The following is a 16,388-nucleotide window of genomic DNA, read 5'->3' on the forward strand; positions in this document are numbered from 1 at the left end:
GGAAGAAAAAGCTCAGCTGTAAACAGCTTGTCTATGGAGGAATCTTGCTAATTGGCCGCACTCGACGTTTGTTTCGTTTGCCTGTACCGAACGGGAGTAATACCAAATCGCGCTTTGAATTTTACATGAAAATATTGCAGGTTTCGATACCCGACAAGAGACGCGATTTCCGTGACGGACAACTTGTCGTCCTCTTGCAGCAAGCGGGCGGCTTTTTCGAGTCTAATTCGGGTCACGTATTCGGTAAACGATTCGTTCATCACTTCGCCGAACAAGGTGGAAATGTATGCGGGAGCGAGCGAAGCCACATCGGAAAGAATGTTGAGCGAAAGATCTTCGTGCAAATGCTCATCGATATAGGCTTTCAGCTTGAAAATGACCTCCGCATGCTTATGCTTGACTGAATCCCGTACATGGACCCCAATACGTTCGGAAAGGCTGCGAATCGATGCGATCGTGTCTGCCAGCGTATCTTTCTTCAACTCGTCAAACAGATTGGAAGGAGGAATGATTTGCTGCAGCTCCAGCTCAATAATCGTTTCGTACAGTGCGGAAACGAGCTGAAGAAGAGCAAGCTCCACCGATTCAAGCTGCATATTCCGTTCCATCAGAACAGCAGCGAATTTATCGATAAATTGATTAACGCTCTCCACATCCCCGGCCTTAAGCGTATTCTGAAATGTATCCAGAGAAATCAGTGGCGGTTTCGGATCGAAAGCGGAAATTTTAGAATGCGAAATGATTGCTTCATGACCGTACATAAACCGATAGCGATATGCTTGATGAGCCACTCGATAGGAGAGAGGAATTTTCTCGGGCGATAAGACCGATGTGCCGATACCCGCTCCAAATCGGAGCTCTCCCCTCACTTCGTCCTGGATTTTGTCCAATTCCGCAGCTATCATCCCGTCATCCATCTCGGCGGCGCGTAAATCCAGGAAGTAGATAATGGCCGCTTCCTGCGGATTCAAGCAAACAACCTCGCATGGCACGGGGCGGTCGAATTGCTCGTAGCGCAATTTGAGCTTCTCACTATCGCCTTCGATGAGTTGAATATGCACCAACTGATAGCGGCAATCCTGTTGCAGGCCATCCACATGTTCAAGCCCGAGACTTGCGCCCATCACCAGGTTTTTCATCTCATTCTTTTTAGCCTGAGATTCCAAACTGACGATTTTTTGGTCCATGAAATTCAGCGCATTTCCGATTATCATATATTCGTTCGCATGGCTGGGGTTCAGACCCGGCTGATACTGGTGGCGAACATGTTGGATGAGTTTCTTCATCGGGAGATAGAAACGCTTGGAAATCATGTAGGAAACCGCTAACCCGAACAAGAGCACAAGACAGCAGGCTGCGAAAATCTTGGTTTTCAACTTTTTTGAATCCAGCACAAATGAATCCATCGGCCGATCCATCGCATAGGTCCAACTGTGTTCTGACTCTTGACCGGCGAGATGCGATAATACGAATGTGCCACTTAAACTGTCGTTGATCTGTGTGACGGTTTTACCGGATCTGATGGCTTGCCGGATCAACCCTACATCTTCCGAATTCGCCCCGGCTGTTTGCAGGATCAAATTCCCGTTTGCATCGAATATATAGAACCTCTCGAAGGAGGAGTGCATGATTTTAGAGACGGCCTGCTTCAGGTACTCCTGATCGACATCAACATATAGGTATCCTTTCGGCGATGGGCCGCTTACCCCGTACGGGAGCTTTACGATATACGTCATCGCCTGCTTTCCGTCCGGCAATGTCCGGATCATCCACCGGTTCGGAGTCATTTGCGGAAGCCCCTCAATAAAAACGAAGTCTGTGGAGTTTTCCGGATTTTCAAAGAAAAGATCACTGGTTACGACATAATTTCCTTGATGAAAATACACGGTTAAATTGGAGGCGCCTTCAATTGTTGTTTGAAAAATCTCTAGATCTTGTTGTAAAGACAATATACGGTCGAGGTTTTCTGACCAACTATTATTGAGCAAATAATTCAAATTAGAGCTGTTCCGAGTGAGAATTGTGGTTACGGCCTTATTTTGAAGATTTTCTTCGTACTTTCGCAGCAATGTCCGTTCTACGTAATCTTTTGCTGTAACGAGACGTCGTTGACTATCCCTGGCGATTTCGTCCACCATCATTTGATTAGCCTGCGTGTACAGGTAACCTCCCGTAAGTCCGAGCAGCACGACAGCTAATGCCGTAAACGATAAGATGAGACGGGTAAAAAAAGTATTTCTATAAAAAGGCAACGCTTTCATAAGGATCCCTCCTGGCACATACCCTGATGCAAAAGGCAAGTTACTCGAATTAATTTTTCCGCATGATTGTACAACCAATCCGCCGGAGCGAATGACATATGCACAACAAGTATACCGATCTTATGTTTGATTTACTAGAGGTTCGTATGCTGCAAGTGTTGGTAATCAAGCGACAAGCGCATCAAGCAGGTCATACATTCACCTCCGCTTGCCTCTGGGGGATTTCCCTGTAAGCTTGCGGTATGACTTAAAGAAATTCGAATAACTGTTGAAGCCGGACATGAAGCAAGCATGCGTTTGGGTATGTCCTTCCTGAATCAGCTCATCTGCAAGCCGGAGGATCACTGATAACATTTGCACGATGACACATTTGGCCAATGGTGAAAACAAAAGGATCCGTCGTCTGCCGAGAAGTTAAAATATTGCCTTGTATTGCTCTCCATGATTGTCACCTCACTTAAATCAATCCAATTCTACCGCAAGATTTGCATACTTTCAAATAATTTACGCCAGGATTATAGCCAATTTGAATGATACCTCATAAATGGCGCGATCGATCGGCACATGGCCGCTTGCTCCAGCTTTTCCCACAGCTCACGAGGCGCACGGTTGATCGCGTGTGGTTAAATCAAAAGACCTAACCGACAGATTGTCAGGGTTCCCCGCCTTTAGTGAAACTCAAACTAGTATCATTCTGCTGCTTACAAAACCGGCGCTAACCGTATTGCGGGATTATGAAAAACAGAAAAAAGAGGGTAAAGATCCTGTATTCGACACGGTGAAGCTAGGCATTAAAGATGCTGATTTCTGGGAGAAAGAATATCAGTACATTGAGCATGTTGAAGGTAATCGGGATAAAGCTTAAACTCCCCCTATTGCCTATAAGCATCCTAGAGTCTAGAGCGGAACTTTCATCCATCTCCCTTACTTGCGCTTCGTTTTGCCTATATTTCATCAATATTAAAACGTTCCGTGCGCCGCTAAAGTAACATTTGAGTGGAAAACATACAGTCAAATCAAGGGTATGTGTTACAAATATAGAGCTAATTTCTAGCTATAGATTTGTAACATTGGTTAGTTTAGAGAAAATAAATCTAATTTTTAGCTCTATTTCAGAGCAACGGGCTGTTCGAGGGGACGGAGCACTATCGAGCTAAAATTACCGCCATACTGACTCGCCTTACTCTCTTGGATCGTTAATCTGAATTTTCATTTCCTACTGCTTTCCGGTACTCCCGTTATCGATCCTCCCGACCAATCGCCCGTCTTCTGATCGTTTCTCCGCACGATCACCCCATTATTTTTCACCTCACATTTGCCATTTCTCGAACAGCCGGTCTACTTTGTTTACAATCGATTTTTCCGAAACCGTTGCAAGCACTCCGTCGTTAACAATGAATTTCCCGTTCACCACAACATCGCTTACAGCGTTCGGCTGCATGGCATATACAACGTTCGCGAACAGCTCCCGCTTTGGCGACAAGGAAAGATCAGCCAGATTAAGCGTTACGAAATCGGCCTGATAACCTTCTTGCAGCACGCCTACTGGCAGACGCAGAAGCTCTCCACCAACCTTCGTGCCCATATCGAACACTTGCTTTGCGTTAATGCAGGTGCCGTCCAGTCGGGTTACCTTCTGCAGAAGCGAGCACATTCTCATCTCCTCAAATACGCTGATCCGGTTGTTGCTGCAAGCTCCGTCCGTACCTAACGTAATCCGGACGCCGGCTTGCGCGAGGTCCGGTATCCGCGTTACGCCGTCCGATAGAAACATGTTGCTTGAAGGACAATAGGCCAAAGCCGCATTTTTCCCGCCTAACAGCCGGATCTCCGAATCCTCGAGCCAGACCAGATGAACCGCAATCATTCTTTCGTCGACTACCCCTAGACCATTCAAATAGTGAACGGGCCTAAGCTTATATTTCTCAAGCGTTTCCTCCACCTCGAACATCTCTTCCGCAACATGGATATGGAAAGGGGTATCGAGCTCATGGGCTAAACGGTGACCCGCCTTAATCATCTCCGGAGAAGCGCCATGCGGACTGTGAGGGGCCGGATGGATCGTTACCATCGGATTCCCTTGATACTTTATAGCCAGCTGGCGGGTCCGGTGCACCGCATCCTGAACGGTTTCTTGATAGCTCAGCGGAGCCCCGTCCCAATCGTACATCGTTCGTGCCAGCACCAAGCGGATTCCCAAATCCTGCGCCGCTTGAATAACCGCTTCGTCCGTGGCCGTGCCCCCGTTATGGACGTAGAAAAAATCGCTGACGGTAGTCACGCCGTACTTCAGCATTTCGCCGAATGCAAACAATGCGCCGGTATAAACCGCATCTTCATCCAGAAGAGGCGTGTACTTGTAGAGGGCATTATCGCGCCATTCCAGGAAAGGACGGTCAACGGCGATTCCTCTCAAAAGGCTTTGAAAGGAGTGGTTATGAGCGTTAACAGTGCCCGGTACGATGGCTTTGCCTCTCAAGTCCGTTTGCCCGGCTCCTGCATACTTCGCTTCCATCGCTTGACGTTCTCCGATTTCCTTAATGACACCATTCTCGACAAGCATCGCGAGATTGCTCTGAAACTTCTCTTTATAATAAATAGAATCGGCTGTAAATAATTGCAGCATATCGGTTCCTCCCTATCTATTCAATCGTTGGTCCAGTTCCAAAATGGTATGAAGCAGCACGTTGGCTGCTTTCTCAATGTCTTCCATGCGGCTCTCCTCATCCGGACAATGGCTTTTACCGCCAATACTCGGCACAAACAGCATCCCGCTTCTCGTAATGGAAGCCATATGAGCCGCATCGTGGCCAGCCATGCTGCCAAGCAAATGATACGGATAGCCCAATGAATGCGCCTGCTCCTGACTGACCCGAATAACCTCGTCATCCATAGGCGCCGGAGGTTGATCAAGCATGACCGATCGCTGCACAATGGCGCTGCGCTCCTGCTCGATTACCGAAATAAAGCTTTCCCAAGCCGTAATGGCCTCTTGAATTTCCCCACGGCTTTTACCGCGTATTTCCACGATAAACTGGACTTTCTCGGGGATGATATTGGCGGCATTCGGCGTGATAACCATTCTCCCCACCGTACCGACAACTTCACTCGCCGGATGGTTCCGGCATACCTTTTCCAGCGCCAGAACGATCTCGGCAGAAGCGGTCAATGCGTCGTTCCGATCCTCCATCAACGTGGTTCCGGCGTGATTCGCTTCACCGGATACTACGACTATTTCCCGGTAAATACCGGTAATCGCGGTTACGACGCCAACGGGAATATTCCGTTCCAATAACCGTTTCCCTTGCTCAATGTGAACTTCAAGAAATGCGCTCAATTCCTCAGGACTGCGGGCGGCATCTTCAAAACGGTCCGGATCGCCTCCCGCGCTCCGCAAAGCATCTGTCAAAAGCTGCCCGGCCGGATTTTTCACGCCCGTAATATCCGTTCTTTTCAGTTTCTTCGTAACGGCCCTGCTGCCGAATGTCGATAACCCGAACGGATTCGGCTCCTCCGCGCTGAACGAGACCAGTTCGAGCGGATGTCTCGTCATCATCTCATGCTCTTGCAGCACTCTCATCACTTCGAGCGCAATCAGAACGCCCAGCGCGCCGTCATATTTGCCGCCATTAGATACCGTATCGATATGGGATCCGAAAGCAATGGGAGGAAGAAAAGAATCACTTCCCTCCCGCATTGCCCATATATTGGCCGCTTGATCGACCCTGAGCTCCAAAGCTATCTCGGCGAGCTGTTCCTTCAGCCAATCCCTCGCTGCCAATTCCGCAGACGTGAAGGTTGTCCGGTCGAGCCCGCCATGTTCGTTCCTGCCGAACATGGCCAAAACGCCGATGCTCTGCTCCAATCGGGCCGGGTTAACCCGAAGCTGCTTTTTTTCCAAGCAAAACACCCTCCTTAACCGCAACTACCCCATTTTTAATGACGGTATCAACAAGATTGACGGCGAAGTTATATTGAAGCATTTGATAATTAGAGGCATTGAACAAGACGATATCCGCTTTCTTCCCGACTTCGATGCTGCCGATTTGATCCGCTCTTCCAATCGCATGCGCTGCATTAATCGTCGCCGCTGCAAGCACCTCGGCTGGCGTCATTCGCATCGTTATGCAGGCAGCGTTCATGACAAACGGCATCGACTGGGTTGGAGATGAGCCGGGGTTGCAATCGGTGGATAGTGCTACAGCTACCCCTTCCTCAATCATCGTTCGAGCCCTTGCCGGCTGCTCCATCAGGAAGAAGGCTGTCGCCGGCAATAGAACGGCAATCGTTTGACTGCCGGCCAGCTGGCGGATTCCCTCATCGGACGCCTGCAGCAGATGCTCTGCGGAAACTGCTCCTACCTTAACCGCCAACTCGGCGCCGCCGGTATAAACAATCTCATCTGCATGGATTTTCGGCTTTAAGCCATACCGTTTGCCGGTTTCGAGTATTCGTTCGGACTGCTCGACCGTGAACACCCCGTCTTCGCAAAATACGTCGCAGAACTCAGCCAGACTTTCCCTCGCTACGAGCGGTATCATTTCATCGGTTATAAGACTGACGAAGGCATCTGGATTTTCTTTGTATTCAACGGGAACCGCATGGGCTCCCATAAACGTGGATACCAAATCGACGGGATGAAGCTCATTCAGCTTGCGGGCAGCGCGCAGCTGTTTCAATTCATCCTCAACCGTCAAGCCGTACCCGCTTTTGGCTTCTACAGTCGTAACTCCGTGCTGCAGTAAACGGTTCAGCCGCGCATAGGATTGCTCAACCAGTTGTTCCAAGGTGGCCTCCCGGGTACTCTTCGTCGAGCTCAAAATACCGCCGCCCTGTTTTAAAATATCGATATATTTGATGCCCTGCAGCCTCATCTCGAATTCTTTCTCCCGGCTGCCTGCGAATACGAGATGGGTATGAGGATCCACAAGTCCAGGCGTGACCACTTTGCCTGCGGCATCTATTGTCGTAACGGGGCCCGTCACTGTATCCAAATATTTGGCTGCCTCTTCATCCGTACCTGCAAAAGCAATAAGGTTATCAACTAATATGACGCTGCCATTCTCAATAATGTCCAGCTCAGACATTTCCCGTCCCCGCTTGGGCAAATGGCTTGCCCCTTTAACGGTTACGACCTGGTTTGCAGATTTAACATAAATAATTGATTTCATTTCGCAGCCGCCCTTTAATCCAACGATGGAATTTGAATGCCTTTTTCTTTGGCCTTTCGAACGGCCAGATCATAACCCGCATCAGCATGACGCACGACACCCATGCCTCCTAATCCAGCCGTCCATGCTGTCATCCTCTGTTCTGTAATTCGGTGCCCGGCAGGGCTTTAATAGACAAATGATTTGTTGTACTCATAGTATATGCCTCCATAAAAATTCCAGATATTTTTTCCCAAGCTCCAGACTTTTTTATTAAAATAAAAGCCGCTTATCACTCTTGGATACGAGTGACAGCGGCTTTATGAATGTGAAATAATTTTATGCTGTTTCCTTCAGCTTCTTAGCCTTCAAGCCTTCCGTCCGCTTCGCCTTTCCTACGAATAAGCTGAGCGGCAGCGCGACGGCCGCAACCAGCGTAGCAATGACATACACATCATTTACGCTCATCGTGAACGACATCATCTCAATGTGAAGCTTGTCGACATCGCCTGCATTCATGTAACCGGCAGCATGCGTAACCGATCTGGAAGCGAGCATGGTCGTAAAAATCGCAATGGCGAACGAACCGAAAACGTTCCGCGTCCAGTTCGTTATCGCAGAGGCATGACCCGACAGCTCAGCTGGAATTTGCTCCATCGCCGCGTTGCTTGTCGGCATAACGACGAACGCGATTCCGATATTGCGTACGATCATCCACCAAATAACGTAAGTATGTGAGACATCGATACTTAACCAGCTTAACGCCAGCGTTCCTATCGTCAGCAGCAAAATGCCGCCCGACATCAGCCAGCGTGGTCCGATAATGCCGTACAGCTTTCCGACAACGGGCATTAGCAAAGCCATCGCCAGGGAAGCCGGAAGCAGAATCATGCCCGTATCCATCGCGGAAACATGCTGAATTCTTTGTAGAAATACCGGTGTCAGCAGAGTGCCTGAATACAAGCTGATCGTAATGATGTTTGATATAATCGCATTTAAGGTAAACCGCCCGTTTTTGAATACCCGAATATCGAGCAATGGCGTTTCCGTCGTTAGCTCCCGCCATATGAACAGAAGCAGGGTAACCGCCCCAAGCACGAACAGGGATACGATCTTCCACGATCCCCAGCCCCAGTTATGGCCTTGCCCCAGCGCAAGCAGCAAGGACGAGCTGCTCACAATAACCGTCAGAAAGCCAAGTCCGTCGAAGCTCTTCGGAACATTCATCCGGTAATAAGGAATATAAGCGTACACGAACAAGATTGCGATCATCCCAATCGGAATATTCATAAGGAACAGCCAATGCCAATTCAGATTTTCCAGCACCCAGCCGCTGATGGTAGGTCCGAAGGCTGGCGCCAGCATGGCGGACAAGCCCCAGAACGCGACCGCCATCGCTTGTCTTTCTCTTGGAATAATTTGATAAATGATAGACATCGTGGCCGGAATGATCAAGCCGCTGAATGCTCCCTGCAGCACACGAAAAACAATTAATGAGCCTTCGCTCCAGGCAGTCGCGCACAAAACCGACGTCAATTGAATCCGATTAACGAGAAGAGATACAGACGTCTAAAGCTGAATCTCTCGCCTAAATAACCGGCAATCGGCGCTGTCGTTCCCATTGCTAGCATAAAGCCGGTTAACGTCCACTGCACGGAACCAAGCGTCGTCCCAAAATGATCCTTTAAAATTTCAAGCGCCAAGTTGATCGAAGCCGATGCCAGCACGCATAAAAATGATCCGATAAAGATTGCAGCCATTATAGGCCAAAAACGGACCTTCTGAAGTTCAGCCTGATTCATGTATTGTCCCACGCCCTTTATAAATACTTTATAACTTAACTATTATAGTTTAGTTCTAAAGCAATTACAATGAAAACACTTTTTTGTCGTTTCGGGTGAAATATTTGATGCCCTTAAGCTCAAAAATGAACAAAGCCCCGTACAAGGAGCTCCGAGGCTTTGTTCATTTTAATCGACATTGACCCACTTACATACAAATCGCTTTATTTCTTCGTTCCGATCGAAATTTGTTTGCCCCAAACCGCGGCGCCCTGCTCGTTCATGCCTGTGAAGACGAGGGTCGTCTTATTAAGCTCCCAGTCCCATGCAGGCAGCAATAACGCCGTTTCCGTGGCAATAATCTCGCCCTCGGCATCATGCCAATACAGGGTTATCGTATGGTCGCCGTCAAATTTCCAATAATCCTTTTCCGCGCCATCGCCAATCTTTCCATTCTTAAGCAGCGTTATCGTCTCCGAATCAGCTTGGCCATCGATCAGCTTCTCGTGAACGACTTCTTCCCACACGCCTGGGATACTGCTCTCCGGTATGTTCTGCACCGTTTCTCCCGCATATCTTTCCGGGGATACAACCGGCCAGCCATCCGCTGTCCAAAGCATCTTTCTAACATGAAGGTACATCCAATTGGAATCCTGCTCAGGTCTGGCATGATGGACCAGGTAATACTCGCTGCCGTCCTGCAGTACGGAATTGTGACCGGGAGCGGTCCAGCCCTCTCCCTCCGCAAAACGGTATCCGCCGATCAGCTTGTTTCCAATCTCGAATTGCGCTTCGTATTGATCATCAAGCATATCGCGGCCGTTTGCGTCTAAGTACGGTCCCGTTACCTTATCCGAGCGCCCGACCCGCACATTATAGTCTGAGGATAGGGAATCATAGGAAACGAACAAATAATATTTCTTATTCTCCGGATTGTAAATGACATAGGGTCCTTCAACCGCACCTTGCTCCATCGGCTGGCTTCGCTTTGCGATTTTGATGCCATAACCAGGTTCTGCAAGCTTGCCCGTATTCTCATCTAGAGGCGATACATAAATCCCCCCGAAAAAAGAACCGAACACAAACCATGGCTTCCCTTCCGCATCCGTAACGATGTTCGGATCGATCGCATTGGGCTCATCCTTTCCTGATGTCTTAACAACCTCGCCCTGATCGGTCCAAGGACCTTCAGGAGACGCGCTGGTCGCTACGCCAATAAAGGATGTATTCGAGCCAAAGGTAGATGCCGAATAGTACAAATAGTAGGTATCTCCGAGCTTCTCGACTTCCGGGGCCCATAGATTGGTTGCCCCTGTCCATTGCTGCGCCTCCGCAGGCACCCCGTCAAACGCATATCCTACCCACTCCCAGCTGATCAGATCCTTCGATTTGCGCACCATGATGCCTGACGTGGCTGCTCCTCCGACCTTCACATCCGTGGAATAGATATAATAAGTATCGCCGTCTTTCAAAAGGGCTGGATCATGCACGTTGCTTATGTTCCAGCCCTTCTCGTTATGAATATTAGCCGTATCGTACATCGGATAGTCAGGCGGAGCTGACGGATACTCAACTGCTGCTTCCTGCTGCTTCGAGCAGCCGGCCAGCAGCACGGCAGCAATTAGGCTTACCGCCGCAAAATTCTGTAAGCGTGCTCTAGTTGATCTCATATGCGCACGGCCCTCTCTGCTAGCCTTTAACGCCTGAAATAGCGACAGACTCGATAATTTGTTTTTGGAATACAAGGAAGATAATGAGCATTGGCAGCAAAGCAACGAAGGATGCAGCCATAATTAACGGATAATCCGTTTGAATCGCATAGGTCGCATTAAAGTTCGCGATAACGAGCTGAAGCGTTTGCTTCTCCGGCGAATTCAAATAAATGATCGGCGCCAAATAATCGTTCCAGATTGCCATGAACCACAGAATAACCTGCGCGGCTACCGCCGGGCGAATTAACGGAAACACAATTTTCGAGAAAATGCCAAAGTATGAAGCTCCGTCGATCTTCGCCGCTTCTATAATAGCGCCAGGCACGCTGGTCAAATATTGACGCAGGAAGAAGATCATCATAATGTTTCCGAACAAGCCCGGTACAATAAGCGGCTTCAGCGTATCTACCCAACCAAACTCGGAGAACATGATGAATTGCGGGATCATGATAGCCGGGTATGGAATCATCAATGATGACAGCAATAGCATGAAAATTTTGTTTTTATGCGAGAAACGCAGCTTCGCGAATGCGAAGGCAGCTAAGCTCGAGGTGAACGTCCCTATGATCGTGACGCATACCGTAATCAGCAAGCTGTTCTGAATACCGCTGAGCAGCGGCCCTTTTTCCCAAATTTCCACGTATTTGATAAAATCGAACTTCTCCGGTATCCAAACGGGCGGCAAGGCGAATACTTCCGTCTTCGTCTTAAATGAAGTCGATACCGTCCATGCAAGCGGAGCAATCATAAATACAGCGCCTATGCTGATGAGAATAAAAATGATTATATCTGTCAATTTAATTTTTTTGGCCGATAGCATAATTCAGGGTCACTCCTTTCCTCTGATGTCGTTATTCCAAGTCCTTCGACGATCTTTCATTCATCTTGAATTGAACAAGCGTCACTGTGAAGATAAATATGCCAAGCAGCATCGCCATGGCGGAGGCATAGCCCATTTGCAGGTTGCCGAACGCCTTCTGCCAAACATAGAATACGACCGAGGCAGAGCTGTATTCCGGACCGCCCGTTGATGTCATAATGTTAATTTCCGTGAAAATTTGCGCGCCGCCGATCACTTTCGTTACAACAATGAAGAAGGTAACCGGTTTTACCATAGGGAACGTAATGTGCTTGAAGATTTGAAGGCCATTTGCCCCGTCAAGCTGAGCGGCTTCATAATAGTCTTTAGGTACGCTTTGCAGCGCTGCCAAATAAAGCAGCATTGAATAACCGAGATTTTTCCATACCATCATAATAATAAGTGCCGGTTTCACCGTATATTTATCAGTCAACCAGTTGGGACCCTCAATACCGAATAGAGCAAGAAACTGATTAACCAAACCATAGTCGCCGTTATAAGCCCATTGCCACAAAATTGAAATCGCCGCGAGCGAGGATATGACCGGGACGTAATATACGACACGAAAAGTTGTCGTACCGAACATTTTCCGGTTAAGCCCAAGGGCAAGCAGCAAAGCTAATACTATTTCTATTGGTATACCGATCATCATGAACAATGTGTTGAAGCTGGCCTTATGGAATTGCTCATCCATAAATAATTCTTTAAAGTTGGCAAATCCGATAAAATCCATCCGTCCTAAGCCATCCCAGTCGGTAAATGAACCGTACAGCGAATATAAAAGCGGATACAAAGTAAACAAGAGAAATCCAAGAACGGGAGCAAGTACAAATAAATACCCGTAGTAGCTTTCTTTGCGATAGAGATTCGACTTGGTTTTCATCTTCCACCCCTGATTCACCCGGCAGAAGAGTGATGCTAGTTCAATGGAAAGAACTAACATCACCGCTTGCGGGTTAAAAATGATAAGCTTTTATTATTTCTTAGATTTTGCTTCTTGTTCAATCGCTTTATCAAGCAAGCTTTGCATTTTTGGTTGTTGCGATTTCACATAGTCTGCAGCCGTAACCTTGCCGTCAAGCACGGGTTGAACATCCGTGAAGAACAATTGGTACCATTCTGCATTGTAAGTCAATGTGTTAGGCATTGGTTTACCGTAGTCTTGAACGATATCAAGGAATTCTTTCTTGTTAGCCGGTTTCGTTTCCGAGTTAGCAGCCCAAGTTTCAGCCATGTCAATCAGGTTAGGAATTTGAACCCTAGCATCTACCAGCTGTTGCTGACCTTCAGGCGAGGCCGTCAAGTACGTAACAAGCTTAGCAGCCAGCTCAGGGCTCTTCGAGTTATTGGATACGCCGATACCGAGCGATCCTACGAAGGTTGCCGATTTACCGGTGGAGCCTGCAGGGTAAGGAATAAGATCATAATCGAATGGCAATGTTTCATAAGTCGCCAGATCCCAAGGACCTACAGGGAAGAACGCCAGCTCACCTTTCATCCAACGCTGGTAAGTATCCAGTGTTGCTGCATCTTCAATAGAAGGAGTAATTTTGTAAACATTTTGCATGTCAGCGAAGTACTGCAGCGCTTCCGCAAATTTAGGATCGTCGATCGTTACTTTCGTTTTCGTCTCATCGAGCCAGTCAGCGCCGTTGCCCCATACGAAAGCTTGCAAAGCCCAGTTTACGTTAAAGCCTGTGCCGTATTGGTCAATTTTACCGTCGCCGTTGTTATCCTTTGTAAGCTGTTGGTTTACTTTAATGAATTCGTCCCACGTGTAAGGCTTGTCTTTATCCGGCAATGGAATGCCAGCAGCTTCAAACATTGTTTTGTTGTAGCCAAGCGCGAAAGGACCAACGTCCTTCGGCAAGCCGTAAATACTGCCTTGTCCTACTGTTTCACCGTCATAGCGGTAAATATCTACGCCGTATTTCCAAATGTTATCGAATTTCACGTCAGATACGTATTCCGTAATATCTTTAAGCACGCCGCCGTTTGCATACGCTCTCAAATCGCCCGGGTCAAAGTAGAATACGTCCGGAACGCTTTTGCCTGTAATGGCAGCTTTCAATTTCGTTGCATATTGATCGCCAGTTGTCGTAATGATTTTAACTTTAACGCCGGGGTTGTCCGATTCGAATTTCTTCACTGTTGCTTCATAAGCTTTTTGCTCTTCAGGACCGCCTCTAAACATAAACGAAATTTGTTTCGATTCTGTTTTCTCGCCTGTGCCGCCGGTATTTTCTGCATTGTCTTTACCACCGCATGCTGATAGTACTACGACCAACGACATCATGACTGCAAACACTGAAAGTAAACCTTTTTTCTTTACCATCTAAACCCCTCCTAAATGTATTACGTTCACAAACAGTCATTAATTAGTACCAAATACTTCAAGTGAACATATTTGTTAAATAATTAATACTTTTGTTAAACTTATAATAATGCAAAGCGCTTTCATTGTCAATACATGTCGACTTTTATACTGAAACATGTCGTATATAGCCTTTTCTATCATAAAAACTGCCGTTTTCGGCTTTTCCAGTTCATATGAAGTATTATCCATCACAAAAGAATGATGTTATTAATAAATAAACAAATTACCAGCCAGTCTATTCGGCCGTTACTTTACCATCCGCAACCGGAATGCCAAAATTCGGAGTTCCATCCGGGTTCCAGCCAAATACTTGAGCACGGGTGTGGCGATTTGGATCATACAGCGGATCACCCACAATTTCTTTGTAGTTCCGGGCATGATAAACCACAATGTCTTGCTCGCCGTCCGGGCTCACCGTAAAGCTGTTATGGCCCGGACCGTATTGTCCGGTTGTTTCATTCGTTTGGAACACGGGCTCCGCCGTTTTAGTCCAGGAGGCTGGATTAAGCAAATCGCTCGTATCCGGTGCCGAGAGCAGGCCCATACAGTAATTAAAATCAGTAGCGCTAGCAGAAAAGCTGATAAAGATTTTACCATTACGCTTTAATACCGCCGCGCCTTCATTGACAAGGAATCCTATTTTTTCCCAATCATATTCCGGAGTCGCAATCATAACCTGCTTGCCGCTAATCGTCCAAGGGTTGACCATAGGAGCAATATACAAATTAGAATTTCCGGCAATCGCCGGATCCTGCTGAGCCCATACCAGATATTGAACCCCATTATGCTCGAATGTCGTAGCATCAAGGGCGAACGATTCCCAATTAGCTTTAATTTGCCCTTTTTCTGTCCAATTACCCTCAAGCGGATTAGCAGATTCGTTCTCGATAACAAACATGCGATGATCGAATAATCCTTCCACCGTTTCCGTAGTTCTTGCTGCTGCAAAATAGATATACCATTTACCCGCGATAAAATGGATTTCCGGCGCCCAAATGTTTGCGCTCATCGGGCCTGTGTCATATTTTCTCCATACGACTACGGGCTCCGCCGATCCAAGCTCTTGAATACTTTTCGCTCTTCTTACTTCAATACGATCATACTCAGGCACGGAAGCTGTAAAATAATAGTATCCATCCGTATGCTTGCATACCCATGGATCGGCCCGTTGTGGAATTACTGGATTGGTAAACTGCTGCGTTGCTGCCGCTTTGCTTAACATGTTATCAAAACCCCTTTTTTTGTTATCTGGCTATCATAATACTGCCAAAGCCCATCTGCCCCGGTCCATGCCTTTGCTTGTTCGGGCATGCCGTCAAAAGCATGTCCAACCCACTCCCAATCAACGAGATCTTTTGATCGCCTTACTTGTACGCCCCCGCGAAAAGGCGGCTTATCCTCTTCCCGATACATAGCATCAGTAGAAAACGTGTAATAGCTGCCTTTATCCTTGAATATGCCCGGATCATGCGTATTCAACGTTTTCCAAGCTGTTTCATCCGCAAAGGTACTCGGATCAAACAGCAGCTGTTCATGGGTATTTCGGATCATTCATTTCATTGCCTCCACGAATACAAAATAGCTTTTAAGCAAAATCACTTAAATGTTTATATATTTATTTATTAATTCATGTTAAAGTGAATTTTATCAACTGATTGCTGTTGCTGTCAATCGGTAAATTTATTAACTGTTTTATTAATGTTTTGTCGTAGGCATTTCAAATGTGGTTTCGGATGGGAGCGGTTGTCATTCGGAAAGAGGTGAAAATCGAGGAGCTTATCCATAATCGTCGATAAATTCAAGCTCTAGAAGCCTGAATGTGCAGCTGAAAGCATTAGAGGGCTGCCCCGTTATCCATTTTACCGGATAATAGGGCAGCCCTCTTTAATGAACAGCTGTTTGTATGTTGAATATGGAATCATTCGCGTTTGAATGATCTAATACAGCGATTTTCTCAGGCCATGTTCCTCCTGAAAATAAAAAAAACATTGTTCACAAGGAACAATGGCTTCTGAAGAAGGTTATGGTGGAGGCTGACGGGATCGAACCGCCGACCCTCTGCTTGTAAGGCAGATGCTCTCCCAGCTGAGCTAAGCCTCCGTCTGAACAATAAAACCCACCGGATGCGGGGGTGTTCCTTGACGTGTTTACGCCCTGAAAACTGGATACGAAAGTTAGGTTTGCTGAAACCTTTTTAGCTGCTGTCTGCCGGATGTATGGGTCCTGGCAAACGTTTTAGGATAAGCCC

General features: G+C 47.3%; 12 protein-coding genes, 1 tRNA gene and 1 pseudogene. 1 reads left to right on the forward strand and 13 read right to left on the reverse strand.

Annotated features, from left to right (window positions below; translation table 11 throughout):
- Window positions 1–47: 47 nt before the first annotated feature.
- Window positions 48–2,261 (reverse strand): helix-turn-helix domain-containing protein, encoded by a 2,214-nt coding sequence (locus ASG81_RS11630; protein WP_056633731.1) that lies wholly within the window; start codon window positions 2,259–2,261, stop codon window positions 48–50.
- A 691-nt stretch (window positions 2,262–2,952) separates the two neighbouring features.
- Here ASG81_RS11630 and ASG81_RS11635 point away from each other — a divergent pair.
- Window positions 2,953–3,126: pseudogene (locus tag ASG81_RS11635) on the forward strand (sodium:alanine symporter); the annotation flags it as partial.
- Between the two features lie 444 nt (window positions 3,127–3,570).
- On the opposite strand, the gene ASG81_RS11640 reads toward ASG81_RS11635, so the two are convergent.
- The 12 genes from ASG81_RS11640 to ASG81_RS11690 all read right to left on the reverse strand — a co-directional run bounded on the left by ASG81_RS11640 (window position 3,571) and on the right by ASG81_RS11690 (window position 16,240).
- A complete protein-coding gene (locus tag ASG81_RS11640) occupies window positions 3,571–4,887 on the reverse strand; it encodes an amidohydrolase family protein (protein ID WP_056633737.1) in 1,317 nt (438 codons plus the stop codon).
- Window positions 4,888–4,899: 12 nt separating this feature from the next.
- Window positions 4,900–6,162, reverse strand: a complete 1,263-nt coding sequence (locus tag ASG81_RS11645) for a Zn-dependent hydrolase (RefSeq protein WP_081417277.1) — start codon at window positions 6,160–6,162, stop codon at window positions 4,900–4,902.
- Window positions 6,137–7,432 (reverse strand): imidazolonepropionase, encoded by a 1,296-nt coding sequence (gene hutI / locus ASG81_RS11650; protein WP_056633741.1) that lies wholly within the window; start codon window positions 7,430–7,432, stop codon window positions 6,137–6,139. The genes ASG81_RS11645 and hutI overlap by 26 nt, the downstream gene beginning before the upstream one ends.
- A gap of 318 nt (window positions 7,433–7,750) precedes the next feature.
- Complete coding sequence (locus ASG81_RS11655; protein ID WP_268795772.1) at window positions 7,751–8,890, reverse strand: DHA2 family efflux MFS transporter permease subunit; 1,140 nt, start codon at window positions 8,888–8,890, stop codon at window positions 7,751–7,753.
- Between the two features lie 53 nt (window positions 8,891–8,943).
- A complete protein-coding gene (locus tag ASG81_RS33490; RefSeq protein ID WP_268795771.1) occupies window positions 8,944–9,213 on the reverse strand; it encodes an MFS transporter in 270 nt (89 codons plus the stop codon).
- A 203-nt stretch (window positions 9,214–9,416) separates the two neighbouring features.
- Window positions 9,417–10,862: an arabinan endo-1,5-alpha-L-arabinosidase gene (locus ASG81_RS11660; RefSeq protein ID WP_056633744.1), complete on the reverse strand. Its 1,446-nt coding sequence runs from the start codon at window positions 10,860–10,862 to the stop codon at window positions 9,417–9,419.
- A 19-nt stretch (window positions 10,863–10,881) separates the two neighbouring features.
- Window positions 10,882–11,724 (reverse strand): carbohydrate ABC transporter permease, encoded by an 843-nt coding sequence (locus ASG81_RS11665; protein WP_056633748.1) that lies wholly within the window; start codon window positions 11,722–11,724, stop codon window positions 10,882–10,884.
- A 31-nt stretch (window positions 11,725–11,755) separates the two neighbouring features.
- Window positions 11,756–12,646: a carbohydrate ABC transporter permease gene (locus ASG81_RS11670; RefSeq protein ID WP_056633751.1), complete on the reverse strand. Its 891-nt coding sequence runs from the start codon at window positions 12,644–12,646 to the stop codon at window positions 11,756–11,758.
- Window positions 12,647–12,739: 93 nt separating this feature from the next.
- Window positions 12,740–14,098 carry an ABC transporter substrate-binding protein gene (locus tag ASG81_RS11675; protein ID WP_056633754.1) on the reverse strand — a complete coding sequence of 453 codons (1,359 nt, stop codon included), beginning with the start codon at window positions 14,096–14,098 and terminating at the stop codon, window positions 12,740–12,742.
- Window positions 14,099–14,375: 277 nt separating this feature from the next.
- Window positions 14,376–15,362: a glycoside hydrolase family 43 protein gene (locus ASG81_RS11680; RefSeq protein WP_056633757.1), complete on the reverse strand. Its 987-nt coding sequence runs from the start codon at window positions 15,360–15,362 to the stop codon at window positions 14,376–14,378.
- Complete coding sequence (locus tag ASG81_RS11685; protein ID WP_056633760.1) at window positions 15,356–15,691, reverse strand: hypothetical protein; 336 nt, start codon at window positions 15,689–15,691, stop codon at window positions 15,356–15,358. The genes ASG81_RS11680 and ASG81_RS11685 overlap by 7 nt, the downstream gene beginning before the upstream one ends.
- Window positions 15,692–16,164: 473 nt before the next feature.
- Window positions 16,165–16,240 (reverse strand) — tRNA-Val (locus ASG81_RS11690).
- Between the last annotated feature and the right edge of the window lie 148 nt (window positions 16,241–16,388).

The sequence above is a fragment of the Paenibacillus sp. Soil522 genome (assembly GCF_001428245.1).
Taxonomy (GTDB): Bacteria; Bacillota; Bacilli; order Paenibacillales; family Paenibacillaceae; genus Pristimantibacillus.

What these genes read in the sequence shown, in the direction of transcription:
- ASG81_RS11630 (WP_056633731.1), bottom strand. Translation starts at nt 2,261, where the DNA reads ATGAAAGCGTTGCCTTTTTATAGAAATACTTTTTTTACCCGTCTCATC.
- ASG81_RS11640 (WP_056633737.1), bottom strand. Translation starts at nt 4,887, where the DNA reads ATGCTGCAATTATTTACAGCCGATTCTATTTATTATAAAGAGAAGTTT.
- hutI (WP_056633741.1), bottom strand. Translation starts at nt 7,432, where the DNA reads ATGAAATCAATTATTTATGTTAAATCTGCAAACCAGGTCGTAACCGTT.
- ASG81_RS33490 (WP_268795771.1), bottom strand. Translation starts at nt 9,213, where the DNA reads ATGAATCAGGCTGAACTTCAGAAGGTCCGTTTTTGGCCTATAATGGCT.
- ASG81_RS11660 (WP_056633744.1), bottom strand. Translation starts at nt 10,862, where the DNA reads ATGAGATCAACTAGAGCACGCTTACAGAATTTTGCGGCGGTAAGCCTA.
- ASG81_RS11665 (WP_056633748.1), bottom strand. Translation starts at nt 11,724, where the DNA reads ATGCTATCGGCCAAAAAAATTAAATTGACAGATATAATCATTTTTATT.
- ASG81_RS11670 (WP_056633751.1), bottom strand. Translation starts at nt 12,646, where the DNA reads ATGAAAACCAAGTCGAATCTCTATCGCAAAGAAAGCTACTACGGGTAT.
- ASG81_RS11675 (WP_056633754.1), bottom strand. Translation starts at nt 14,098, where the DNA reads ATGGTAAAGAAAAAAGGTTTACTTTCAGTGTTTGCAGTCATGATGTCG.
- ASG81_RS11680 (WP_056633757.1), bottom strand. Translation starts at nt 15,362, where the DNA reads ATGTTAAGCAAAGCGGCAGCAACGCAGCAGTTTACCAATCCAGTAATT.
- ASG81_RS11685 (WP_056633760.1), bottom strand. Translation starts at nt 15,691, where the DNA reads ATGATCCGAAATACCCATGAACAGCTGCTGTTTGATCCGAGTACCTTT.